Source organism: Streptococcus sp. F2, assembly GCF_056500955.1.
Genome location: NZ_JBWKAI010000019.1, coordinates 17,703 through 41,911, shown reverse-complemented (window position 1 = coordinate 41,911; position 24,209 = coordinate 17,703). Strand labels below are relative to the sequence as shown.

Annotated in this window: 24 protein-coding genes; 22 read left to right on the top strand and 2 right to left on the bottom strand. The window is 39.8% G+C overall.

The window, feature by feature from the left end:
• Window positions 1–424 precede the first annotated feature (424 nt).
• From ACYTR8_RS06985 to ACYTR8_RS06935, 11 genes are all read left to right on the top strand, one after another.
• On the top strand, window positions 425–943 hold the full coding sequence (locus ACYTR8_RS06985) for an adenine phosphoribosyltransferase (protein ID WP_003054649.1): 519 nt from the start codon (window positions 425–427) through the stop codon (window positions 941–943).
• 216 nt (window positions 944–1,159) lie between these two features.
• Entirely contained in the window at window positions 1,160–1,843 is a 684-nt protein-coding gene (locus tag ACYTR8_RS06980; protein ID WP_111716829.1) for a DnaD domain-containing protein, read from the top strand.
• Window positions 1,840–2,496, top strand: a complete 657-nt coding sequence (gene nth / locus ACYTR8_RS06975) for an endonuclease III (protein ID WP_111716826.1) — start codon at window positions 1,840–1,842, stop codon at window positions 2,494–2,496. The genes ACYTR8_RS06980 and nth overlap by 4 nt, the downstream gene beginning before the upstream one ends.
• An 80-nt stretch (window positions 2,497–2,576) precedes the next feature.
• Entirely contained in the window at window positions 2,577–3,263 is a 687-nt protein-coding gene (locus ACYTR8_RS06970) for a tRNA (adenine(22)-N(1))-methyltransferase (protein ID WP_479641917.1), read from the top strand.
• Complete coding sequence (locus ACYTR8_RS06965) at window positions 3,253–4,041, top strand: Nif3-like dinuclear metal center hexameric protein (RefSeq protein ID WP_443597528.1); 789 nt, start codon at window positions 3,253–3,255, stop codon at window positions 4,039–4,041. Before ACYTR8_RS06970 ends, ACYTR8_RS06965 begins: the two co-directional genes overlap by 11 nt.
• Before the next feature lie 17 nt (window positions 4,042–4,058).
• Window positions 4,059–4,880, top strand: coding sequence for a ZIP family metal transporter (locus ACYTR8_RS06960; RefSeq protein ID WP_443597527.1), 822 nt, complete (start codon window positions 4,059–4,061; stop codon window positions 4,878–4,880).
• Between the two features lie 10 nt (window positions 4,881–4,890).
• The gene (locus ACYTR8_RS06955; protein WP_443597526.1) at window positions 4,891–6,000 is read left to right on the top strand and encodes an NAD(P)/FAD-dependent oxidoreductase; all 1,110 of its coding nucleotides are present in this window, start codon (window positions 4,891–4,893) and stop codon (window positions 5,998–6,000) included.
• Between the two features lie 58 nt (window positions 6,001–6,058).
• Window positions 6,059–6,928, top strand: a complete 870-nt coding sequence (gene rfbA, locus ACYTR8_RS06950; protein ID WP_479641916.1) for a glucose-1-phosphate thymidylyltransferase RfbA — start codon at window positions 6,059–6,061, stop codon at window positions 6,926–6,928.
• Window positions 6,928–7,521: a dTDP-4-dehydrorhamnose 3,5-epimerase family protein gene (locus ACYTR8_RS06945; RefSeq protein WP_111716812.1), complete on the top strand. Its 594-nt coding sequence runs from the start codon at window positions 6,928–6,930 to the stop codon at window positions 7,519–7,521. Before rfbA ends, ACYTR8_RS06945 begins: the two co-directional genes overlap by 1 nt.
• 243 nt (window positions 7,522–7,764) lie before the next feature.
• Window positions 7,765–8,808 (top strand): dTDP-glucose 4,6-dehydratase, encoded by a 1,044-nt coding sequence (gene rfbB / locus ACYTR8_RS06940; RefSeq protein ID WP_111716810.1) that lies wholly within the window; start codon window positions 7,765–7,767, stop codon window positions 8,806–8,808.
• Window positions 8,809–9,058: 250 nt separating this feature from the next.
• A complete protein-coding gene (locus ACYTR8_RS06935; RefSeq protein WP_479641915.1) occupies window positions 9,059–9,721 on the top strand; it encodes a lysostaphin resistance A-like protein in 663 nt (220 codons plus the stop codon).
• An 89-nt stretch (window positions 9,722–9,810) separates the two neighbouring features.
• On the opposite strand, the gene ACYTR8_RS06930 is transcribed toward ACYTR8_RS06935, so the two are convergent.
• On the bottom strand, window positions 9,811–10,002 hold the full coding sequence (locus ACYTR8_RS06930; protein ID WP_479641914.1) for a hypothetical protein: 192 nt from the start codon (window positions 10,000–10,002) through the stop codon (window positions 9,811–9,813).
• A gap of 195 nt (window positions 10,003–10,197) precedes the next feature.
• Here ACYTR8_RS06930 and ACYTR8_RS06925 point away from each other — a divergent pair, with 195 nt between their 5' ends.
• Genes ACYTR8_RS06925 through ACYTR8_RS06915 form a run of 3 tightly spaced genes read left to right on the top strand, consistent with a single transcriptional unit; the run spans window position 10,198 to window position 13,144 of the window.
• On the top strand, window positions 10,198–10,677 hold the full coding sequence (locus ACYTR8_RS06925; protein ID WP_003058929.1) for an NUDIX hydrolase: 480 nt from the start codon (window positions 10,198–10,200) through the stop codon (window positions 10,675–10,677).
• Window positions 10,678–10,725: 48 nt separating this feature from the next.
• A complete protein-coding gene (locus tag ACYTR8_RS06920; protein ID WP_111716806.1) occupies window positions 10,726–11,907 on the top strand; it encodes an AI-2E family transporter in 1,182 nt (393 codons plus the stop codon).
• Complete coding sequence (locus ACYTR8_RS06915; RefSeq protein WP_269761061.1) at window positions 11,897–13,144, top strand: tetratricopeptide repeat protein; 1,248 nt, start codon at window positions 11,897–11,899, stop codon at window positions 13,142–13,144. Before ACYTR8_RS06920 ends, ACYTR8_RS06915 begins: the two co-directional genes overlap by 11 nt.
• A gap of 62 nt (window positions 13,145–13,206) precedes the next feature.
• Here ACYTR8_RS06915 and ACYTR8_RS06910 read toward each other — a convergent pair whose 3' ends face one another.
• Window positions 13,207–14,859, bottom strand: a complete 1,653-nt coding sequence (locus ACYTR8_RS06910) for an Rqc2 family fibronectin-binding protein (protein WP_269761060.1) — start codon at window positions 14,857–14,859, stop codon at window positions 13,207–13,209.
• A 350-nt stretch (window positions 14,860–15,209) separates the two neighbouring features.
• On the opposite strand from ACYTR8_RS06910, the gene trpX reads away from it, so the two are divergent.
• From trpX to ACYTR8_RS06870, 8 genes are all read left to right on the top strand, one after another.
• Complete coding sequence (gene trpX, locus ACYTR8_RS06905) at window positions 15,210–16,205, top strand: tryptophan ABC transporter substrate-binding protein (RefSeq protein WP_269760455.1); 996 nt, start codon at window positions 15,210–15,212, stop codon at window positions 16,203–16,205.
• Window positions 16,206–16,222: 17 nt separating this feature from the next.
• Window positions 16,223–17,092 (top strand): ABC transporter permease, encoded by an 870-nt coding sequence (locus ACYTR8_RS06900; RefSeq protein WP_111716730.1) that lies wholly within the window; start codon window positions 16,223–16,225, stop codon window positions 17,090–17,092.
• On the top strand, window positions 17,089–17,847 hold the full coding sequence (locus ACYTR8_RS06895; protein ID WP_111716728.1) for an ABC transporter ATP-binding protein: 759 nt from the start codon (window positions 17,089–17,091) through the stop codon (window positions 17,845–17,847). The genes ACYTR8_RS06900 and ACYTR8_RS06895 overlap by 4 nt, the downstream gene beginning before the upstream one ends.
• Before the next feature lie 212 nt (window positions 17,848–18,059).
• Window positions 18,060–19,721, top strand: a complete 1,662-nt coding sequence (locus ACYTR8_RS06890) for a ribonuclease J (protein ID WP_479641913.1) — start codon at window positions 18,060–18,062, stop codon at window positions 19,719–19,721.
• 93 nt (window positions 19,722–19,814) lie between these two features.
• The gene (locus tag ACYTR8_RS06885) at window positions 19,815–20,600 is read left to right on the top strand and encodes an alpha/beta hydrolase (RefSeq protein ID WP_479641912.1); all 786 of its coding nucleotides are present in this window, start codon (window positions 19,815–19,817) and stop codon (window positions 20,598–20,600) included.
• A 29-nt stretch (window positions 20,601–20,629) separates the two neighbouring features.
• Complete coding sequence (locus ACYTR8_RS06880) at window positions 20,630–20,920, top strand: hypothetical protein (protein WP_479641911.1); 291 nt, start codon at window positions 20,630–20,632, stop codon at window positions 20,918–20,920.
• Between the two features lie 77 nt (window positions 20,921–20,997).
• Window positions 20,998–22,905 (top strand): ABC-F family ATP-binding cassette domain-containing protein, encoded by a 1,908-nt coding sequence (locus tag ACYTR8_RS06875; protein WP_479641910.1) that lies wholly within the window; start codon window positions 20,998–21,000, stop codon window positions 22,903–22,905.
• Window positions 22,906–23,189: 284 nt separating this feature from the next.
• Window positions 23,190–24,158, top strand: a complete 969-nt coding sequence (locus tag ACYTR8_RS06870) for a thiamine pyrophosphate-dependent dehydrogenase E1 component subunit alpha (protein ID WP_037584959.1) — start codon at window positions 23,190–23,192, stop codon at window positions 24,156–24,158.
• Window positions 24,159–24,209: the final 51 nt, after the last annotated feature.

Below are 24,209 nucleotides of genomic sequence, written 5' to 3'. Positions count from 1 at the left end.
GTGAATGGCAGACTTGACCGAGATTTTCGTTTAGAAACCCATACCATACGAGGACTTAAGAAGATGAACGTGGCAGTCAGTATGAGTTTTTTGGTTATGATTGGTTTTGCGCTGTCAAAACTCAAAGTAGGACAAAGAGAGCACTTAGGCAGCTGGGTAGTTTAACCGTTCGAAAAAATTGCTGTAACTACAAGGAATTTTTGCGCCCTTTTTCGTGTATTTTCGAAAATCTTCTGCTTTCTAAGTTAGGAAGTAGTAGCTTTTTTATGAATGTAGACTTGTTTTTTGAAATGGCGCAAACTCCTTAAGTGAAATAGTAACTACGGGAATGATTCCGTAAAAGTCTTATTTTACGAAAAAAAGTTTTCGTGATATAATGAAGAGTATTTTATTTTTGGCAGCTTGCCACTAGAAAGAATTAATTATGGATTTAACAAATTACATTGCATCAATTGAAAACTACCCTAAAGAGGGTATTACTTTCCGTGACATTTCCCCTTTAATGGCGGATGGTAAGGCATATAGCTACGCTATTCGTGAAATTGCTCAGTACGCTTGCGACAAAGACATTGACATGATTGTCGGCCCAGAAGCGCGTGGCTTTATCATCGGTTGCCCTGTAGCAGTAGAACTTGGTATCGGTTTTGCACCTGTTCGTAAGCCAGGTAAATTGCCAAGAGATGTGGTGTCCGCTGATTATGAAAAAGAATATGGTCTTGATACCTTAACCATGCACTCAGATGCTATCAAACCAGGTCAACGTGTGATGATCGTTGATGATTTATTAGCAACTGGTGGAACAGTAAAAGCAACTATCGACATGATTGAACAACTTGGTGGTGTGGTTGCAGGTTGTGCCTTCCTTATTGAGTTGGATGGTTTAAACGGCCGTGATGCGATTGGCGACTATGATTGCAAAGTCTTAATGCAATTTCCTGGATAATAAAAAAACACGACTCAAAAAGTACTAGAAGAGAGCATGTAGTAAATGATATGAAAAGTGACAACTTCGAAAGTTTCTTGCTGCAAGATAAGCGTATTGGCTTTGCTCTTTTCGAGTAGAGTATAATAGATTAGTCAACTGAACGAGTTTAGGTCTCTGAAATCAGTGAAGTAGCAAACGATACAGAGATTATCCTAGTCTCTTGATAGAGGAATTATGAGTTTTTTAGAACATTATAAGTCAGGTAACTTGGTCCTTCCAAGTGCCTTGCTTTTTCATTACAAAGATATTTTTAAGAGCTCAGATGATTTTTTGGTCTGGCAATTTTTCTATTTGCAAAATACGACAAAGCGTGATGATTTAGCGCCTAGTCAGATTGCTAATGCCCTTGGTAAATCGGTTGCAGATATTAACAAGGTCATTTCATCTTTGACGAGTCAAGAACTCTTGGATATGAAAACCATTGAGTTGGCCGGTGAGATTGAGATTATTTTTGACGCTAGTCCAGTCTTGGCAAAACTAGATCAACTATTGGCTAGTCAAGCTTCTACCAATTCTGAACATCAAACAGAACCTAATCATTTCAAACAGTTAGTTGATGAGTTTGAACGAGAATTAGGGCGTTTTTTGAGTCCTTTCGAGTTAGAAGATTTGGAAAAATCCCTTCGTGAGGATAAAACAGATCCAGACTTGATTCGAGAGGCCCTCAAAGAAGCTGTTTTCAATGGTAAAACCAATTGGAAATACATTCAAGCTATCTTACGTAATTGGCGAAAAGAAGGCATTGTTAATCTTAGACAAGTAGATGAGCGTAAACGGGCAAGAGAAGATCAGAATGCTTCTCAGGTCAACGTATCTGATGATTTTCTGGCAGCCATGAACCTTTGGAGTGACTCATGAGAATAGGAAAGGAACGCTTACGTAAAGTTTTAGCCTTAATTGCTGAGATGTTCCCTGAAGCTAAAGGGGAGTTGGACTGGGAAACTCCATTTCAACTCTTAATTGCTGTGATCCTATCAGCGCAGACCACTGACAAGGCAGTTAATAAAGTCACACCAGCCCTTTGGGCTAGATATCCTGAAATAGAAGATCTAGCCTCTGCAAATGTGACTGATGTTGAAAATTGTCTGCGAACCATAGGCCTCTACAAAAATAAAGCTAAAAATATCATCAAAACAGCTCAAGCTATGTTAACCGATTTTGGTGGACAAGTGCCAAAAACACACAAAGAACTAGAATCTTTGCCAGGAGTTGGTCGTAAAACCGCTAATGTTGTCTTGGCAGAAGTATATGGTGTGCCAGCAATTGCAGTAGACACTCATGTCTCAAGGGTTGCCAAACGATTGAATGTGTCAGCTCCTGATGCAGATGTGACTGAGATTGAGCAAGATTTGATGGCTAAAATCCCTAAAAAAGATTGGATTATCACGCATCATCGTTTGATTTTCTTTGGCCGCTATCATTGCTTGGCTAAAAATCCAAAATGTGCGATTTGTCCCATCCAAACTTATTGCAAATACTATAAGGATACTTATGGGAAAAAGAAAGCCTAGAAAGCCTAATCTTAGGCTTTCTTTTGTTATGATGAGAATTTTGCTATAATAAAAGCATTACAATTTAGAAAGAAGTCAAGATGGAAAGTCATTTATCAAACCGTTTAGCCCAAGTTGCAGCATATGTTCCTAAAGGGGCCAAGCTTTTAGATGTTGGCAGCGACCATGCCTACCTTCCTATATTTTTAGTGGAGAGCAATCAGATTTCTGCAGCTATCGCGGGTGAAGTGGTCAAAGGACCATATGAGTCTGCACTTAAAAATGTTAGTCAGTCAGGTCTTCGCGATCAGGTTGAGGTGCGTTTAGCTAATGGATTAGCAGCTTTTAAAGAGGTTGACCACGTAACAGCCATTACCATTTGTGGTATGGGAGGGCGTTTAATTGCTGATATTTTAGAAGCAGGTAAGGAAAAATTGCAGGGCATTCAACGCCTGATTTTGCAACCTAATAACAGAGAGGATGATTTACGGACCTGGTTATTAGCTAACGCTTTTAGGATAGTTGCCGAAACGATTATGACTGAAAATGACAAATATTATGAAATTATCGTAGCTGAGTCTGGCAGCCAGAAACTATCAGCCAAAGACTTACGATTCGGACCCTTCTTAAGTCGTGAACAGTCGGCTGTTTTTATTGGAAAATGGCAGCGAGAGCTGGAGAAGTTAGCTTACGCCTTGTCCTGTGTTCCAGAAACTAATCGGGATGATCGCGCAGCTATTCAACAAAAAATCAACCAAATAGAAGAGGTGATCAATCATGAAAGCTAGAACCCTAATTGATGCCTACGAAGCCTTTTGTCCCTTAAATCTCTCGATGGAGGGGGATGTGCGTGGGTTACAAATTGGTAGTCTTGATAAGGATATCCACAAAGTTATGGTTACCTTAGATATCCGTGAACAAACCGTAGCTGAGGCTATTGCCAAAGGTGTTGATTTAATCATTACCAAGCATGCTCCGATTTACAAAGGGGTTAAAGACCTTGTCTCTTCCCCTCAGCGTGATATTCTTCTAGATTTGGTTAAGCATGATATTGCTGTGTATGTCAGCCATACCAACATTGATATTGTACCAGGTGGGCTAAACGATTGGTTTTGTGATCTGCTAGAAATCAAGGAGACGACTTATCTATCTGAAACAAAAGAGGGGTTTGGCATCGGTCGTATCGGAACTGTTGAGCAGCAATCGTTAGAAGAATTGGCAAGTAAAGTCAAACGAATCTTTAACTTAGATGCGGTGCGGCTCGTGCGCTACGATAAAGCAAATCCTTTGGTGTCAAAGGTTGCCATTTGTGGTGGAAGTGGTGATGATTTTTATCCTGCTGCCTTACAAAAAGGTGCAGATGTTTACATTACAGGGGATATTTATTACCATACAGCGCAGGAGATGTTGACAGAAGGGGTAATGGGAATTGATCCGGGGCATCACATTGAAGTGCTGTTTACGGAGAAAATAAGGGAGAAACTCCAAGGCTGGAAAGAAGAGAACGATTGGGATGTCAGCATTATTTCAAGTGAAGCTTCAACCAATCCGTTTAGCCATTTGTAGGAGATTGAGGAATTAAGATGGATTGGCTATTTTCGCAAAATCTAGTATTATTAGCATTTTTAGCAGGACTTTTTACTTGGGGTTGTACTATTTTAGGAGCAGCTATTGTCTTCTTTTTCAGGAACATTAGTCGTAAATTATTAGATATTATGATGGGCTTTGCGGCTGGTGTCATGATTGCGGCATCTTTTTGGTCGCTTTTAGAACCATCTATTGCCTATGCAAAGGCTGACGGTAGGGTTTGGTCTTGGTTTCCAGCGGCTTTTGGTTTTTTACTTGGTGGTCTTTTTATTAGATCCATAGACGCCATTGTACCGCATTTGCATCTCGACAAAGAGGTCTCAGATGTGGAAGGTTTGCAGCCTCCTAAAAAATTGTCTAAGACAGCTCTGTTGTTTTTAGCCATTACGATTCACAATATTCCAGAAGGTTTGGCAGTTGGGGTGACTTTTGGAGCCTTGGCTTACGGTAAGGTCTCAACATCAGCCTTGTTAGGCGCTTTAGGATTAGCGATTGGTATTGGGTTGCAGAACATCCCAGAAGGTGCAGCTTTATCTATTCCTATTCGTGCTGATGGCAAGTCACGTTTAAAAGCTTTTTATTGGGGTGCTATGTCAGCTATTGTGGAGCCAATTGGGGCTGTTGTAGGAGCAGCCTTGGTCTTGTTGATGCTTCCGGTCTTGCCTTATGCCTTATCTTTTGCAGCAGGGGCTATGATTTTTGTGGTGGTGGAAGAATTGATTCCAGAATCGCAGACCAACGGTAACACAGACGTGGCAACCCTAGGGTTAATGCTAGGGTTCGTGATTATGATGGTGATGGATGTCGCATTAGGATAGGATATAACAGATGAAAATAGCCATTATTGGGGCGGGGATTGTAGGATCAACCGCCGCTTATTATTTACAACAAAGTGGTCAAAAAGAAGTTACTCTTTTTGACCATGGTCAAGGACAAGCTACTAAGGCTGCTGCTGGTATTATTAGTCCTTGGTTTTCAAAGCGTCGCAATAAAGTTTGGTACCGCATGGCTCGTTTAGGAGCCGATTTTTATCAAGAGTTAGTCAGCGACTTACAGACTGATGGCTTTGCAACGGATTTTTACCAGCAAAATGGGATTTACTTATTAAAAAAGCAAGAGGAGAAGTTAAAAGATCTTTATCAATTAGCTTTAAGTAGACAAGAAGAATCCTCTTTAATCGGTCATTTGGAAGTAAAAAAACGTGAGGAGATACAAGAAGAGGCATTTCCAGGTTTAGTTGGTTTTGACAGTTGTCTGTACGCTTCAGGAGCTGCTAGGGTTGAAGGGGCTACTTTATGTGAGACGTTACTCAAGGCTAGTGGTTACCCTGTTATTCGGCAGAAAGTCACTCTGAAACAGCAAGGAAGTGGTTATGAGATTGCTGGTCATTATTTTAATCAGGTCATTCTGGCAGCAGGAGCATGGTTACCTGACTTATTGATGCCTTTAGGTTATCAGGTTGATGTGCGACCACAAAAGGGACAACTCTTAGATTATGACGTTCATCATGTCATCAGCGACAATTATCCTGTTGTTATGCCAGAAGGTGAAATAGACCTTATTCCTTTCAATCAAGGTAAGATTTCTGTTGGTGCGAGCCATGAAAATGATAAAGGTTATGATTTGGAGCCTGATTGGCAGGTCTTAGAAAAACTTGAAATGCAAGCTCTCACTTATTTGCCGTTATTAAAAGAAGCTAATCAAAAATCATGTCGTGTAGGGATAAGAGCTTATACCAGTGATTATTCTCCTTTTTATGGTCAGGTTCCAGGATTGAAGAACCTTTATACAGCTAGTGGTTTAGGGTCATCGGGATTAACAGTTGGACCTTTGATTGGCTATGAATTAGCTCAGTTATTGCTAGGATGCGAAGGACTTTTAACGGCTAGCGACTATTCCCCTGAGCCTTACCTTTCGATGTCTACTGGTAAAGCGTGACACTGCTTTCAAAAAATGATAGAATGATAGGGTATATATAAGAATAGGAGCACTACGTATGAAAGGTATTATTCTTGCAGGAGGTTCAGGGACACGCTTGTATCCACTGACTCGTGCCGCATCTAAACAGTTGATGCCCATTTATGACAAACCAATGATTTATTACCCATTGTCAACCTTGATGTTAGCAGGGGTTAAAGATATTTTAATCATTTCGACTCCCCAAGATCTTCCTCGTTTCGAAGAATTGCTAGGAGATGGGTCAGAATTTGGCATTAGCTTATCCTATAAGGAACAGCCAAGCCCAGATGGTTTAGCACAAGCTTTCATTATTGGAGAGGAATTTATTGGTGATGATCGTGTTGCTCTTATTTTAGGAGATAATATTTACCACGGTAATGGCCTCACTAAAATGCTTCAAAAGGCAGCTGCTAAAGAAAAAGGGGCCACCGTTTTTGGTTATCAAGTGAAAGACCCTGAGCGCTTTGGAGTGGTGGAATTTGATGAGAACATGAATGCTATCTCTATCGAAGAAAAACCAGAAGTGCCTAAGTCCCACTTTGCAGTGACTGGGCTTTATTTCTATGACAATGACGTGGTAGAAATTGCTAAAAACATTAAACCAAGTGCGCGTGGTGAGTTGGAAATTACAGACGTCAACAAGGCTTACTTGGATCGTGGTGACCTATCCGTTGAATTGATGGGGCGTGGTTTTGCATGGCTAGACACTGGAACGCATGAAAGTCTTCTCGAAGCGGCTCAATATATTGAAACAGTTCAACGTTTGCAAAACGCTCAAGTGGCAAATCTGGAAGAAATTGCCTATCGCATGGGTTACATCAGTAAAGAAGATGTCCATGAATTGGCGCAGTCTTTAAAGAAAAACGAATACGGGCAATACTTGCTTCGTTTGATTGGAGAAGCTTAATGACAGAAACTTTTTTTGACAAACCATTGGCTTGCCGAGAAATCAAAGAAATCCCAGGCTTACTAGAGTTTGATATTCCTGTTCGTGGGGATAATCGTGGCTGGTTTAAAGAAAATTTCCAAAAAGAAAAAATGTTGCCAATTGGCTTTCCAGAACATTTTTTTGAGGAAGGGAAACTACAAAACAACGTTTCTTTTTCACGTCAGCACGTGCTGCGTGGACTTCATGCTGAACCTTGGGATAAATACATCTCAGTTGCTGATGATGGCAAGGTTTTAGGAGCTTGGGTTGATCTTCGTGAGGGAGAGACCTTTGGAAACGTCTACCAGACAGTGATTGATGCTTCGAAAGGAATTTTTGTTCCTAGAGGGGTTGCTAATGGCTTCCAAGTTCTTTCAGAGACTGTCTCTTACAGTTATCTTGTCAATGACTACTGGGCTCTTGACTTGAAACCTAAGTATGCTTTTGTAAACTATGCTGACCCAAGTCTTGGGATTACTTGGGAAAATCTAGCAGCTGCAGAAGTTTCCGAAGCAGATAAAAACCATCCTCTTCTTAGTGATGTCAAACCACTGAAACCAGAAGACTTATAGGGGAACAACATACTCAGATGATTGGGATTAATCATTTGAGGTGGATATGAGGGGAAGTTAGGCTTCTCTATTTCAGGCAACAAGCCACAACTAAAAATGATGAAAGGAAAGTTCAGTTTCTCTCTTTGAGCTGAACATGGGACTCAAATCTTAGAAAGAGATACCTTTTTAGGAGTAACATCTCCCTTAGAGTTATTTACTTTTAATAGATTTTTTCGGAAACGAAAGGTCCCTTTGTATCTTATGTATAAAAATATTATCGTAACCGGTGGGGCAGGTTTCATCGGTTCTAACTTTGTACACTATGTCTACAACAACCATCCAGAGGTACATGTGACGGTCCTTGACAAATTAACATACGCTGGGAATAGAGCTAATATTGAAGAAATTTTAGGGGATCGCGTTGAGTTGGTAGTTGGAGATATTGCGGATGCAGAATTGGTTAATGAATTAGCCGCAAAAGCGGATGCGATTGTGCATTACGCGGCTGAAAGCCACAATGACAATTCTCTCAACGATCCAAGTCCCTTTATTCACACGAATTTTATTGGCACTTATACCTTGTTAGAGGCTGCGCGTCACTATAATATCCGTTTCCACCATGTATCAACAGATGAAGTTTATGGAGATCTTCCTTTGCGCGAAGACCTTCCAGGACATGGTGAGGGACCAGGTGAAAAATTTACAGCGGATACGAACTACAATCCAAGCTCACCTTATTCTTCAACTAAGGCTGCTTCAGACCTTATTGTTAAAGCTTGGGTGCGTTCTTTCGGTGTGAAAGCAACCATTTCAAATTGTTCCAATAACTACGGACCTTACCAGCACATTGAGAAATTTATTCCTCGCCAAATCACCAATATTTTATCAGGCATCAAGCCAAAACTATACGGTGAAGGGAAAAATGTCCGTGACTGGATTCATACTAATGATCATTCTACAGGAGTATGGGCAATCTTGACAAAAGGTCAAATTGGGGAAACTTATCTGATAGGTGCCGATGGCGAAAAAAATAACAAGGAAGTGCTTGAGCTTATTCTTGAGAAGATGGGGCAACCTAAAGATGCTTATGATCATGTGACTGATCGTGCCGGTCATGATTTGCGTTATGCTATTGACTCTACTAAGCTTCGTGAGGAGCTTGGCTGGGAGCCACAGTTTACTAATTTCTCAGAAGGTTTAGAAGATACCATCAAATGGTATACAGATCACCAAGATTGGTGGAAAGCTGATAAGGAAGCTGTTGAGGCCAATTATGCCAAGACTCAAACAGTTATCCAAAAATAAGATTTAGAGAGAACATACCCCTTAGTGATGTGGGAAGCCCTATCGCTAAGGGGTTTTGCTATTTTGTTTTCCATAGCTCAAATAGTCTTTCTCAATCGTAAAAAGGGAAGAGTAGTAGTTTATTGCTATTGTAATAGTAATATAATACAATAGAGTTCTAGAAGTGAGGAAAATGCGAAGGAGAGAGTATGTTCAAACACCTTTTAAAACAAGATTTAAGTTGGCAAGGAGGAAAAGATTCTCCAATCAAATGGTATTTTGGATTAGGATTACTTATTTTTACCATATTGTGACGATTATTGTTGATCAGTTAGCAGTGGCTCTTATACCGATAGTCTATCAAAATGTGAAACCTGGTACGGTATCCTACCAAGAATTCTTAAACACAACCCCGCTGCCTCTTATTATAGGGCAGGTATTGTGGGCAATCATCGTTTACGGAATTTTTTATGCCTGTGGCATGCGTTTTTTCACTGAAGGAAAATGGCAGAAGTCATTTACCTGGGTGCTATTAGCAGGACTTGTCGCCAACCAAGTTATTCAAATGGTGTCAGAATGGTTACCAATTGGAGAAACTGCTAATCAAGTCCTCTTAAATCAAACTCTTTTTCAAACTTCCTGGCCCAAATTGATTCTTGTATATGTTATCTTAAATCCATTTTTGGAAGAACTTATCATGCGTGGGTTAGTGATGCGATATATCTTGCCTAAGTACCCATATGTAGCAATAATAGTTTCCGCTTGGCTTTTTGCAGGCATGCATTACACCACGAGTTGGATACATAGCTTTTTATATATGGCAAGTGGCCTTGTTTATGCTTATTCTTACTACAAAACCAATCGTTTAATAGTCCCTATCAGTATACATGCGGTCACCAACCTTATTAGCCTTTTATTCATTGCCAATAGTTAAATAAAGATATCAAAAAAGAGGCAAGAACAGCTTTCAAAAACCAGAGATTTTTGAGGCCGTTCTTTTCCTCTTTTTTTGAATAAGATTTCTTATTTGCCAAATAGACCTTTTACTTTCTTGAGAGCATCATTGACCATATCATTGCCTTCCAGCATTGTTTTGGCTTTGTCAAAGTAGTCTCCTAACTCTTTTTTATGGTCCTCAAGAAAGGTTTTAGCAGCTGCAAAATCTTTTTTAGCGATTAACTCCTTGATGTGTTCAAATAATTCTTGTGGGTTCATTTCTTTTCCTCTCTTTCTTAAGTTGCTTTCATTTAATCATAAGACTCTTTTTTTAGCAAGTGTTTGCGTTGAAAGAGTGAGAGGCATCATCTCTTTGTTACCTTGCTTGATTCAACGCTTGTTCCAATCATAAAATAATAGCATATTTTTCAGAGATTGGTATAATAGAAACAAAGATGGAAAGGAAAGAGACAGATGACCCAATTGGCAACTATTTGTTATATTGATAATGGCGAGTCCTTGCTATTATTACACCGCAATAAAAAAGAAAATGATGTCCACGAAGGGAAGTGGATTTCAGTTGGTGGCAAGCTTGAAGCGGGAGAAACCCCAGATGAGTGTGCCCGTCGTGAGATTCTAGAGGAGACCCATTTGACCGTTACAGAGATGGCTTTTAAAGGAATCATTACTTTTCCAGAATTCACACCAGGTCATGATTGGTATACCTATGTTTTTAAAGTAACAGGATTTGAAGGAGACCTCATTTCCGATGAGGAGTCACGTGAAGGCACCCTGGAATGGGTACCATATAATCAGGTATTGGAAAAACCGACATGGGAAGGGGATTATGACATTTTTAAATGGATTTTAGAAGACCGCCCCTTTTTTTCTGCCAAATTTACCTACAATGAAACTAACCAACTTATTGAGAAATCCGTCACCTTTTATGACTGAGTACCATTTACTTACCCTTTAGTTTTCAACAGAAAGGAACATATCTTAATGCCCTTAACACCCAATACCTCTAAAACAGATAGTTTGTTTTATAAGTGGATTTTAAATAATCAAGCAGTGATGGCTCTTGTAATCACCCTTTTAGTTTTTCTAACGATTTTTGTCTTTACGAAAATTTCGTTTTTGTTTACTCCGGTGATTTCTTTTTTTGCGGTCATCATGTTACCCTTGGTCATTTCAACCATTCTTTATTATTTAACCAAGCCCCTCGTTGACTTGATTAATCATTTGGGGCCTAGTCGGACAACCTCTATTTTTATTGTATTTGGCTTAATCATTTTACTCTTTGTCTGGGCGATTTCAGGTTTTGTGCCAATGGTACAGACCCAACTCACCAGCTTTATTGAGGACTTACCTAAATATGTTGGTAAGGTTAATGAAGAAGCCAACAAGCTACTTGAAAATGAATGGCTAGTCAGCTATAAGCCTCAGTTACAGGATATGCTCGCTAATACCAGCCAAAAGGCTCTTGATTATGCGCAAAGCTTTTCAAAAAATGCCATTGACTGGGCTGGTAATTTTGCAGGTGCCATTGCTCGGATTACCGTTGCCATCATTATTTCACCTTTTATTCTCTTTTATTTCTTACGAGATAGTGGCAAGATGAAAAATGGTTTAGTCAATGTTTTACCAATTAAATTACGTGTGCCTATGGCCCGGGTATTGGGGGATATTAACAAGCAATTATCAGGCTATGTTCAAGGGCAAGTAACGGTGGCTATTGTAGTCGGCTTTATGTTTTCTATCATGTTTAGTCTTGTAGGTCTTAAATATTCCATTACGTTCGGGATCATCGCAGGCTTTCTCAATATGATTCCCTACTTAGGGAGTTTTCTAGCCATGATTCCTGTCATCATTATGGCTATGGTGCAGGGGCCGTTGATGTTAGTCAAAGTTCTTGTGATTTTTATGATTGAGCAAACCATCGAAGGCCGTTTTGTGGCACCGCTTGTTCTTGGAAATAAGCTGAGCATTCATCCGATTACGATCATGTTCTTATTGTTGACTGCAGGATCAATGTTTGGCGTTTGGGGTGTCTTCTTAGTCATTCCGATTTATGCTTCTGTCAAGGTTGTGGTGAAAGAATTGTTTGACTGGTATCAAAAAGTTAGTGGCCTGTATGATGAAGAAGTTCTAGTGGTTGAGGAGGTTACTGACCATGTTGAGTAGTGAAAAAATGATTGCTTCCTTGGACCAGCAAGACTTAGCACATGCGGAGAAATATTTTCAAAAGGCTTTGAAAGAAGATGATGCGGAAACCTTGATTGCCCTCGGAGAATATTTAGAAAGTATTGGTTTCTTGCCACATGCCAAACGTCTTTACCTACAATTAGCTGATGACTATCCTGAACTTAATATTAATTTGGCACAAATCGCTGCTGAAGATGATGCTATGGAAGAAGCTTTTCTCTACTTGGACAAGATTCCAAAAGACAGTCCCGATTATTTGTCAGCTCTTTTAGTCATGGCTGACCTCTATGATATGGAAGGGTTGACAGATGTGGCGCGTGAGAAATTACTTCAAGCAGTAGCAATCAGCCCAGAGCCATTGGTTATTTTTGGTTTGGCAGAAATTGACATGTCCTTACAGTATTTTAAGGAAGCTATTGATTACTATGCACAGTTAGATAATCGTCATATTCTTGAATTGACAGGCATTTCTACTTACCAACGCATTGGACGAGCCTATGCCAGTTTAGGTAAATCTGAGGCAGCCATCGAATTTTTAGAAAAAGCAGTAGCGATTGAGTATGAAGATGAAGCTGTTTTTGAACTGGCTACCCTCTTATATGATCAAGAGAATTACCAAAAAGCTAACTTATATTTCAAACAGTTGGAGACCATTAACCCTGATTTTCCTGGTTATGAATATGGTTATGCCTTGAGCCTTCATGAGGAACATAAAACACAAGAGTCCTTGCGTTTGGCCCAGCAAGGACTTCGCAAAAATGCATTTGACAGTCACTTATTATTGTTAGCGTCACAATTATCTTATGAGTTACATGATAGCCAAAATGCTGAAAGTTATCTTCTTCAAGCTAAAGAAGTAGCAGATGATGATGAAGAGATTCTGATGCGACTGGCCACGCTTTATTTTGAAGCGGATCGTTTTGAGGACGTTGTTGCACTTGACAATGATACTATTGACAATGTTTTGACTAAATGGACGATTGCTAAAGCTTATCATGCCTTGGAGCAAGAAGAAAAAACCTTGCCTCTCTATAAGGAAATTGCGGGAGATTTAGCAGAAAATCCAGAATTTTTACAAGACTATGCTTATCTATTGAGAGAATTCGGTGAGCTGACTAAGGCAGTTAAGGTGACTGCCAATTATCTCAATCAAGTGCCTGATGATGTCAATATGCAAGCATTTTTAGACCATCTAAATGATCAATTATCAGAATAACAAAACAGTCCTCTATCTGGGAGTCATTTCCCATCGGAGGACTGTTTTTAGTCTGTTAAGCCTTATGGTAATTTCATGGAGAGGATTTTATCCTCGTCAGGTGTTACACGCAAGGTTCTTTGCCCGGTATAAGTCACAAATCCTGGTTGAGCGCCACTTGGTTTGTGAAGTTTTTTAGCTTCAATCATATCGACTTGAACGAGGTTTGATAATCTAGCTTTAGAGTAATAGGCTGCTAATTCGGCAGCGTCCGTTTTAACCTCGTCACTTGGATCAAGGTTGTCCTTAATAAGGACATGACTTCCAGGGATATCCTTGGCATGGAACCAGAGTTCCCCTTTTTTAGCCATCTTAAAGGTCAGCTCCTCATTTTGAAGGTTGTTACGCCCAACGATGAGAATGGTTTTCCCATCTGTAGCTAGGTATTGCTCAGGCTTTTTGCGTTTGTGTCGTTTGTCACGGTGACGACTTTTCAAAAAGCCAGCTTGATATAACTCTTCCCGAATATCTTCAATATCTTCGATACTTGCTTGGGATAAATTGTAGTCCACGCTCTCAAAGTAAGCAATACTTTGCTTGGTATCGGCAATCAATCCAGATAAGTGTTTGACAGCTTCTTTTAGCTTTTGGTATTTTTTAAAATAACGTTGAGCATTTTGATTAGGTGTTAGTGCCTTGTCTAGGGCAATCTCAAGCTTTTCGCCCGTGTAATAATTGTCTAATACCACGGAGTCTTGGTTATTAGGAACCATACTCAGGTAAGTGGTTAACAGCTCTCCTTTTTGACGGAACAACTCAGCGTTTTCCGTAGCCAAAAGTTCAGCTTCTTGTTTACTTAGTTTGTTGCGATTTTTGTCTAGTTCATTTTGCACACGGTGAATCAAGTCACTCGCTTGCTGATTGATACGGTCACGCTCAGCCTTATCTTGATAAAAGTGATCAAGCATCTCAGATAAAGTCTCAAATGTCACTTGGCTATCTGAGAAAAGAACAGGTGCAAAAGAGGTATTGGTTAAACTTGCTTGAGTAGGTCTAGCAAAAAACTCACGGAACCGTTTTAATTTGTCTGTTGTCAGAAGCTCGGTCAATTCTTTTGCGGTGTCTCGCCCTAAGCCTTGAAAATGGTGTTGTAAGCTTTTAACAGATAGGTCTTGTGTTTGAAGAATTTCAAATAAAGGCACATCAGAAATTGTAAAAGGATTGACAGCACCTGTTTTAGGAGGCTCAATATAGGTAGAGCCTGGTAAAATGGTGCGGTAAGAGTTTTGTGAAAAGCCAACATGTTTAATGGATTCGATGATTTTATTTTCCGAACGGTCCACCAAGATAATATTACTGTGTTTCCCCATGATTTCAATAATTAACGTGGCTTGAATAGCATCGCCAATTTCATTTTTGTTGGACACTTTAAGCTCAATAATACGGTCATTTTCAATCTGTTCTAACTGCTCAATGACTGCACCCTGAAGGTACTTGCGCATAATCATGGTAAAGGTATTAGGGACTTGGGGGTTTTGGAAGTCTGCTTGGGTGATTTGTACCCTTCCAAAAACGGGGTGAGCAGACAATAACAATTTATAATTTTGGCGGTGGTTACGAATGGTTAAAACTAGTTCGCGTTCAAAGGGTTGATTGACCTTTTGAATACGCCCGTAAAGCAAGCACTCTTTTAATTCTTTGGTTAAATGATGTAAGAAAAAGCCGTCAAAAGACATGGTTTCTCCTTTCTGAATTCTAATCTCTTCATTATACCACAAATGCTTGACTAAAAATATGGACGAAAGTGCTTGCAATTTCCTCAATTTAGGTTATAATGTTAAAAAAACAAGAAAGGAAGTCCTGCAATGGCCCAAATACAACATCTAACTAATTGGCAAAGCTGGCATAGATAAGTTGTGTTTATGGATTGGCATAGATACGACTTTTAGAGTACTTCTAAAAAGGTATCTATGCGCTAAGATTGGATTTCACAAGAGCGCCTAGTAGTCATTACTAAGTGCTTTTTCTTTTGAAAAGTATTCTCATCAATCTGTTAACGATATGAAAATGAAATGTGAGGAACAAGATGAAAAACAAGAGTTTAATAGCGACGCTAATCTTACTGACGGTCATGGTGATAGGCTCTCTATTATCAAAAGGCGTGGTAAAAGAAAAAGATGATTTAGCCAGTCAAAAAGACATTAAGATCGGCATCTTACAACTGGTTACCCATGAAGCTCTAGATGACATTGAGCGAGGCATTGAAGATCAACTGCGCAAGCAAACGCCTAAAGGCAAACACGTGACCATTACACTCATGAATGCCGAAGGGGATCAAAGCAAAATTCAAACCATGAGTCGCCAATTAACGCAATCAGAAAATGATTTGGTTATTGGGATTGCCACGCCAGCTGCTCAAGGATTAGCCGCTGCAACTAAGGATATTCCAGTTGTCATGTCAGCTATCTCAGATCCTGTCGGTGCCAAGTTGGTCAAAGATTTGGAAAAACCTGAAGGCAATGTTACGGGCCTTTCCAATAAGGTTCCCGTCAAGCAAACTGTTGATCTGATTAATGAGCTATCACCCGAAGTGAAGAGAATTGGAGTTTTGTATGCTAGCAATGAGGACAATTCTTTGTCTCAAGTGAAAGCCTTCCGCCAGTTAGCTCAGAAAAAAGGTTACCAGGTCGTTCCTTACGCGGTGCCCTCCACCAATGAGGTACCGGCGACCATGTCTGTCATGTTGCGTAAGGTAGATGCTATATTTATTCCGCAAGATAATACGATTGCTAGTGCCTTTTCATCTGTCGTTGCTGCCAGTAAAGTCGCAAAGGTTCCAGTCTACTCTAGCGTGGACACGATGGTAGAAGAAGGAAGCGTAGCCTCTATTTTTCAAAGTCAATATCAATTAGGGGTTGAGACAGCTAATCAAGTACTTCAGCTCCTGAAAGGAAAAGCAGTGTCTGATATCCCTGTTAAAGTCGTTGATGATGGAAAACCATTGATTAATCGAAAAGTAGCAGAAGAACTAGGCATAACGATACCACCTAGACTGTTGAAGACAGCCACTGTTATAGAATAAATGAAGAGAGGAATCCTATGATTATTTCATCAGTTTCACAAGGTCTCTTTTGGGGGATTTTGGGATTAGGTATTTACCTAACGTTTAGAATTTTAAATTTTCCAGACATGACTACCGAAGGTTCCTTTCCTTTAGGAGGTGCTGTTACCGTTACCGCAATAAGTTTAGGGTGGAATCCTTTGGTAGCAACTGTCCTTGGGATGGTTGCGGGAGCTCTGGCAGGTTTATTGACAGGTCTCTTATACACTAAGGGAAAAATCCCAACGATTTTGGCTGGAATCTTAGTCATGACCTCTTGCAACTCTATTATGTTAATGGTGATGGGGAGGGCTAATTTGGGATTACATGAGAGCAGACGTATCCAAGACTACCTGCCTTTTTCAGCAGACGTTAATAGCCTGCTCACAGGTCTAATTGCAGTTGTTGTGGTGATTAGCCTCTTGATTTATTTCCTATATACTAATCTTGGACAAGCCTATATTGCCACAGGAGACAATAGGGACATGGCTAAGAGTTTTGGGATTAAGACCGACCGTATGGAAGTGATGGGATTAGTGGTGTCTAATGCTTTAATTGCTTTATCAGGTGCCTTGGTCAGTCAACAAGATGGCTATGCGGACGTGTCAAAAGGGATTGGGGTTATTGTTATTGGTTTAGCCAGCATTATTGTTGGAGAAGTCCTTTATTCCACAAGTTTAACACTATTGGAACGCTTGATTGCTATTGTCGTGGGATCAATTCTTTATCAATTTTTGATTTCAGCGGTTATTGCTTTAGGTTTTAACACTAATTATCTAAAACTGTTTAGTGCTCTTGTCTTAGCTCTATGTCTGATGGTTCCAGTGTTGAAGCAGCGCTTTTTTAAAGGGATGAGGTTATCACGATGACAGCAATTATTGAATTAATCCATGCGACAGTGGAAGTGAATAACGGTTTTGATGATATTAAAACCATTTTAGACGATGTCTCATTGACGATTTATGAACACGATTTTTTAACGATCTTAGGTGGGAATGGGGCTGGCAAGTCCACTCTCTTTAATGTTATTGCGGGGACTCTCATGTTAACGAGAGGGCAAATCAAGATTCTAGGGCAAGATGTGACGACCTGGCCCGCTGAAAAAAGAGCTCTTTATTTATCACGTGTTTTCCAAGACCCTAAAATGGGAACAGCTCCTCGAATGACTGTGGCTGAAAATCTCTTAATTGCTCGACAAAGAGGTGAAAAACGCTCTTTAGTTTCTCGGAAAATAACAGAGCACTTAGCTAGTTTTGAAGACTTGGTTAAACGAACAGGGAACGGCTTAGAAAAGCATTTGGAAACACCAACCGGTCTCCTATCAGGAGGTCAAAGGCAAGCTTTGAGTTTATTAATGGCAACCCTAAAAAAACCAGAATTATTGTTGCTAGATGAGCATACCGCTGCTCTAGATCCTAAAACAAGTCAGTCTTTGATGCGCTTAACTGATGAATTTGTGACAAGGGATCGTTTAACAGCTCTGATGATTACCCATCATATGGAAGATGCCTTAACTTATGGCAACCGCCTCATTGTGATGAAAAATGGGAAAATCATCAAAGATCTCAATCAAGCTGATAAGGCCCAACTAACTATTGCCGATTATTACCACCTTTTTGATTAATCTTTTCAAACGTGACCATTGGAGAACCTTCATCCAATGGTTTTTTGGATGCTTGTCATGAAGATAATCTGAAAGTACCAAGACTATTTAGCGAAAAACTTCCTGAAATATGATATACTATAAAGGATAGTAGCTTAGCTACATAACAGTAATTCGACTTACTTCGTAAGGACCGTTTGTAATAAAAAAATATAAAATATTAGAGGAGTATCATGACTGATATCAAATTGATTGCCTTAGGAGGGGTCCGTGAATACGGAAAGAACTTCTATTTGGTAGAAATTAACGATTCCATGTTTATTTTGGATGCTGGCCTTAAATACCCAGAAAATGAACAACTTGGGGTTGATTTAGTTATCCCCAATTTAGACTATGTGATTGAAAACAAAGACAAGGTCCAAGGGATTTTCTTGAGCCATGGGCATGCAGATGCCATTGGTGCCTTACCTTATTTATTGTCAGAAGTATCGGCTCCTGTCTTTGGATCTGAATTGACCATCGAGCTGGCAAAATTATTTGTCAAAGGCAATAATAACACTAAGAAATTTAACAATTTCCATGTGGTGGATAGTGAAACAGAAATCGAATTTAAAGATGGCTTGGTGTCCTTCTTTAAAACAACACACTCTATTCCAGAAAGCATGGGAGTAGTGATTGGCACAGACAAAGGAAATATTGTTTATACCGGTGACTTCAAGTTTGACCAGGCGGCCCGTGAAGGTTACCAGACGGATTTACTACGTCTAGCTGAGATTGGGAAAGAAGGAGTCTTAGCTCTTTTGTCTGATTCTGCAAATGCCACTAGCAATGATCAGATTGCTAGTGAATCTGAAGTTGGGGAAGAAATGGACAGTGTTATTGCAGACGCTGATGGCCGTGTGATTGTGGCGGCAGTGGCGTCTAACCTTGTCCGTATCCAGCAGGTCTTTGATTCAGCTGTTGCCTATGGACGTCGTGTGGTCTTAACGGGAACAGACGTTGAAAATATTGTACGAACAGCTCTACGATTGAAAAAATTGATGATTACAGACGAGTGTTTGCTGATCAAACCAAAAGACATGTCTAAGTTCGAAGACCACGAACTTATTATTCTTGAAGCTGGTCGCATGGGTGAGCCTATCAACAGTTTGCAAAAAATGGCAGCGGGACGTCATCGTTATGTTCAGATTAAAGAAGGCGACCTTGTTTACATCGTGACAACGCCAAGTACTGCAAAAGAAGCTATGGTGGCGCGTGTTGAAAACTTGATTTACAAGGCTGGGGGTTCTGTCAAACTAATTACCCAAAACTTACGTGTCTCAGGCCATGCGAATGGACGTGATTTGCAACTGTTGATCAATTTAACGAAGCCTCAGTATCTCTTCCCAGTTCAGGGCGAGTACCGTGATCTAGCTGCCCATGCTAAGTTAGCTGAAGAGGTCGGTATTTTCCCCGAAAATATTCATATTATGAAACGGGGCGATATCATGGTTCTTAATGAGGAAGGTTTCCTCCATGAAGGAGGTGTGCCTGCCAGCGATGTCATGATTGATGGGAATGCTATCGGTGATGTTGGTAATATTGTATTAAGAGACCGTAAAGTCTTGTCAGAAGATGGTATCTTTATTGTTGCTATTACAGTTTCTAAAAAAGAAAAACGCATTATTTCAAAAGCCAAGGTGAACACTCGCGGATTTGTCTATGTTAAGAAAAGTCGTGATATTTTAAGAGAAAGTGCTGAATTGGTCAATAAAACGGTTGAAGCCTATCTCCAAAAAGATACCTTTGATTGGGGAGAATTAAAAGGGAATGTCAGAGATGATTTGTCTAAATTCTTATTTGAACAAACCAAACGACGTCCAGCTATTCTACCTGTGGTCATGGAAGTTCGCTAATGTAAAAGAAGGTTAGGCCTTGATTGCCAGCCTTCTTTGGTTTTAAAGCTATTTGTTTACAAAACATGAGAATCAAGTAAAGGAGCATCTGTTATGGCAAGTATTTCAATTGAATACCATTCAACGATTTTAGAGATGGAGCGTAGGGTTCAGGTTATTTATCCTGATCAATCGGAAATCCCTAAAGAAGAACAAGGGGACAAAGATATTCCAGTTTTATACCTACTACATGGGATGGGAGGCAATGAAAACTCTTGGCAAAAGCGAACGAATATTGAACGCTTATTGCGGCATACCAATTTGATAGTCGTTATGCCTTCGACAGACCTAGGTTGGTATACAGACACGGCATATGGGCTTAACTATTATCAGGCGTTGTCACAAGAGTTACCACAGGTCTTAGCTTCTTTCTTTCCTAATATGACCCAGAAACGTGAAAAAACGTTCGTTGCTGGTCTGTCAATGGGAGGTTATGGAGCCTTTAAGTGGGCGCTCAAAAGCAATCGGTTTTCTTATGCGGCATCGTTTTCAGGAGCTTTGGATTTTTCTCCGGAGACCTTACTTGAGGGACAACTAGGAGAACCAGCCTATTGGCAAGGTGTTTTTGGATCCTTTGAAGACCATAATCTTGAAAGGCATTACCTTAAAACGATGGTAAGCGAGAGTGATCTCAAGACTAAGTTCTATGCTTGGTGTGGTTATGAGGATTTCCTTTTTGCCGCTAATGAAAAAGCTATTGCTGATTTTCGAGCTCAAGGTCTTGACATTGACTATCATAAAGGTCATGGTAAACATGAGTGGTACTATTGGAACCAGCAATTAGAAGTTCTGTTAGAGTGGTTACCGATAAACTACCAAAAAGAAGAAAGGTTATCTTAACCATTTCCTAGTACAACATGAGGTGACGAATGAAACAATTACTGGCAATAATTTTGTGGCTTCCTAAGCTAATAGTGAAACTGTTTTGGCATCTTATCAAAGGGTTTTTACAAACTGTCTTATTAGTAACGATTATTATAGGGCTGATTTATTATTCTAATCACAGTGATTCCGTTTTGGCCAATAAAATCTCGACTGTTACTGAGCAAGTGGTGCAAATTTTTGATACCTTAACACAAAAGCCATCTGCAAAGATGCATCATCAAAGTGATAAAAGGCATCCAACTTTCCTTGCTAGTGCTCAAGAAAATCATCGATGACTTAAAAGAGTTAGATTTCTTTTGGAAACTAGACTGAAAATGTCCTCAAAAGGGCATTTTTTTGTTAGAATGAAAGTATGATTATTTTACAAGGAAACAAGTTAGAACGCTCTTTCTCAGGAGATGCTCTTTTTCAAAACATATCACTGCAAGTTGATGAACGTGACCGCATTGCCTTGGTTGGTCCTAATGGAGCTGGCAAGTCTACTTTACTAAAATTATTGGTCGGTGAAGAAACGCCAACGAGCGGAGAAGTTAATACTAAAAAAGACCTAACCTTGTCTTATCTGGCTCAAAATAGTCGTTTTGAATCAGACAAAACGATATATGAGGAAATGCTCAAGGTTTTCGAAGCATTACGCCAAGATGAAAAGCGTCTCCGTCAGATGGAAATGGATATGGCAACCGTTTCAGGTCAGGACTTAACACGGCTGATGATGGATTATGATCTTTTAGCAGAACGTTTTCGTCAGCAAGGTGGCTTCACATATGAAGCTGAGATTAAAGCCATTTTAAATGGCTTTAAATTTGATGAAAGCATGTGGCAGATGACTATCGCTGAGTTGTCTGGCGGACAAAACACCCGTTTAGCCTTGGCTAAGATGTTGTTAGAAAAGCCAGAACTATTGGTTCTTGATGAGCCAACAAACCACTTAGATATTGAAACCATTGCCTGGTTAGAGAACTACTTGTCCAATTATCAAGGAGCTCTAATCATTGTGAGTCACGACCGTTATTTTCTGGACAAAGTGGCGACCGTGACCTTAGATTTGACGCCTAACGGCTTAGATCGGTATAGTGGTAACTATTCTCGTTTTATGGCCTTAAAAGCTGAAAAACTAGTAGTCGAAGAAAAACAGTTCGATAAACAACAAAAAGAAATTGCCAAGCTAGAAGATTTTGTTCAAAAAAACATTGTCAGGGCCTCTACCACAAAAAGGGCTCAGGCTAGGCGTAAGCAATTGGAAAAAATAGAGCGTTTGGACAAACCCACAAGTGGGCGTAAATCTGCTCATATGACATTTCATGCAGAAAAACCATCAGGAAATGTTGTGCTAAGAGTTGAGGAAGCAGCCATTGGTTATGGAGACCAAGTCTTGTCCGAACCTATTAAAGTAGATATCAATAAGTTGGATGCTATTGCCGTTGTAGGGCCAAATGGTATTGGTAAATCAACCTTGATCAAGTCGATTATTGGACAATTGCCTTTGCTCAAAGGACAACTCAAGTATGGTGCTAATGTCGAAACAGGTTATTATGACCAAACTCAATCGCATTTGACGCCAAGCAACACGGTTTTGGAAGAATTATGGCAGGACTTTTCAACCACGTCAGAAGTCGATATCAGAAACCGATTAGGAGCCTTTCTCTTCTCTGGAGATGATGTCAAAAAATCGGTGTCCATGCTATCAGGTGGAGAAAAAGCCCGTCTTCTTCTTGCGAAATTATCTATGGAAAACAATAATTTTCTTGTTCTGGACGAGCCGACTAACCATTTGGATATTGATAGCAAGGAAGTGCTCGAAAATGCTCTGATAGATTTTGATGGCACGTTACTTTTTGTCAGTCATGACCGCTATTTTATTAATCGTTTAGCGACCAAAGTGTTAGAAATTACTGAAAATGGTTCAACACTTTACTTAGGTGACTATGATTATTACCTTGAGAAAAAGGCAGAGCTAGAAGAATTAGCCCGCCTAGCAGCAGGAGAGGACGTTGAGGAAACAGTAGAAGCCTCTGCCACTGATTATCAGCTACAAAAAGCTAATCAAAAAGAGCGTCGTCGCTTGGCTCGCCGATATGAGGAGATTGAAGCAAGATTGGAAACCATTGAAGAGCGTATTGGTGCTATTCAAGAAGACATGCATGCTTGTAATGATACAATTCAGTTAATGACATGGCAAGAAGAGTGGGACCAATTAGATCAAGAACAACAACTTCTCATGGAAGAATGGGAAAGCATCGCTGAACAAGTAGAATCATAAAAACAAGCTTTAGCATTTTTGCTAGGCTTATTTTTATCGCTTTGAAACTTGTTTGAAGCGGTAAAAGAGGTTTTAAAATGACACATTTTTTGAAGCAAGATTGGTGAAAACGGAAACTGTTATATATTATTTTGCAATTTGTTAGTACAGTTTTGTTTGTGACTTCACAAACTATTACAATTCCATAAAATCAGACAAGATAAGGAAGAAAGCGATTTAATTATTTGCAAATTGTGAAAAAAAGTTTTATCATAGGAAAGTAATATGATAATATGGAGGCCAAAATGGTAACAGTTTCTAAAGAACAACATTTGGATATGTTCCTTAAAATGGAACGTATTCGTGAATTTGATTCACGTATTAATAAACTCGTCCGTCGTGGATTTGTACAAGGGATGACTCACTTCTCTGTTGGTGAAGAAGCAGCTAACGTTGGTGCAGTGGCTCACTTGACTTACGATGATATTATTTTTTCAAATCACCGTGGACATGGTCAATCAATCGCAAAAGATATGGACCTTAACAAAATGATGGCTGAACTTGCAGGTAAAGCAACTGGTGTTTCTAAAGGACGCGGTGGCTCAATGCACTTGGCTGACTTTGAAAAAGGAAACTATGGTACCAATGGTATCGTTGGTGGTGGTTACGCTCTTGCAGTAGGTGCAGCGCTTACCCAACAATATAAAGGAACTAACAACATTGCTGTTGCTTTCTCAGGCGATGGTGCTACTAATGAAGGATCATTCCACGAGTCTGTCAATATGGCTGCAACATGGAAACTTCCTGTTATTTTCTTTATCATTAATAACCGTTATGGAATCTCCATGAGCATTAACAATGCGACAAACACACCGCATTTATACACACGTGCAGAAGCTTATGGTATTCCAGGATTCTACTGTGAAGATGGAAATGACTTGATGGCTGTCTATGAAACAATGGGCAAAGCTGTTGAGCATGTTCGTGGCGGAAACGGCCCAGCTATTGTTGAGGTAGAATCATACCGTTGGTTTGGTCACTCAACTGCAGATGCTGGTAAATACCGTACTAAAGAAGAAGTTGATGAGTGGAAAGAAAAAGATCCAATGATCAAATATCGTACTTATCTGACAAGCGAAGGCATTGCCACTGATGACGAATTGGATGCCATTCAAGCACAAGTCAAAAAAGAAGTTGACGATGCTTATGAATTTGCACAAAATAGTCCAGATCCAGAACTTTCAGTAGCCTTCGAAGACGTTTGGGTTGACTAATATCACCTTGTCAGTAAGAAGCAATCGTATTTGAATAATAAATGGAGAAAT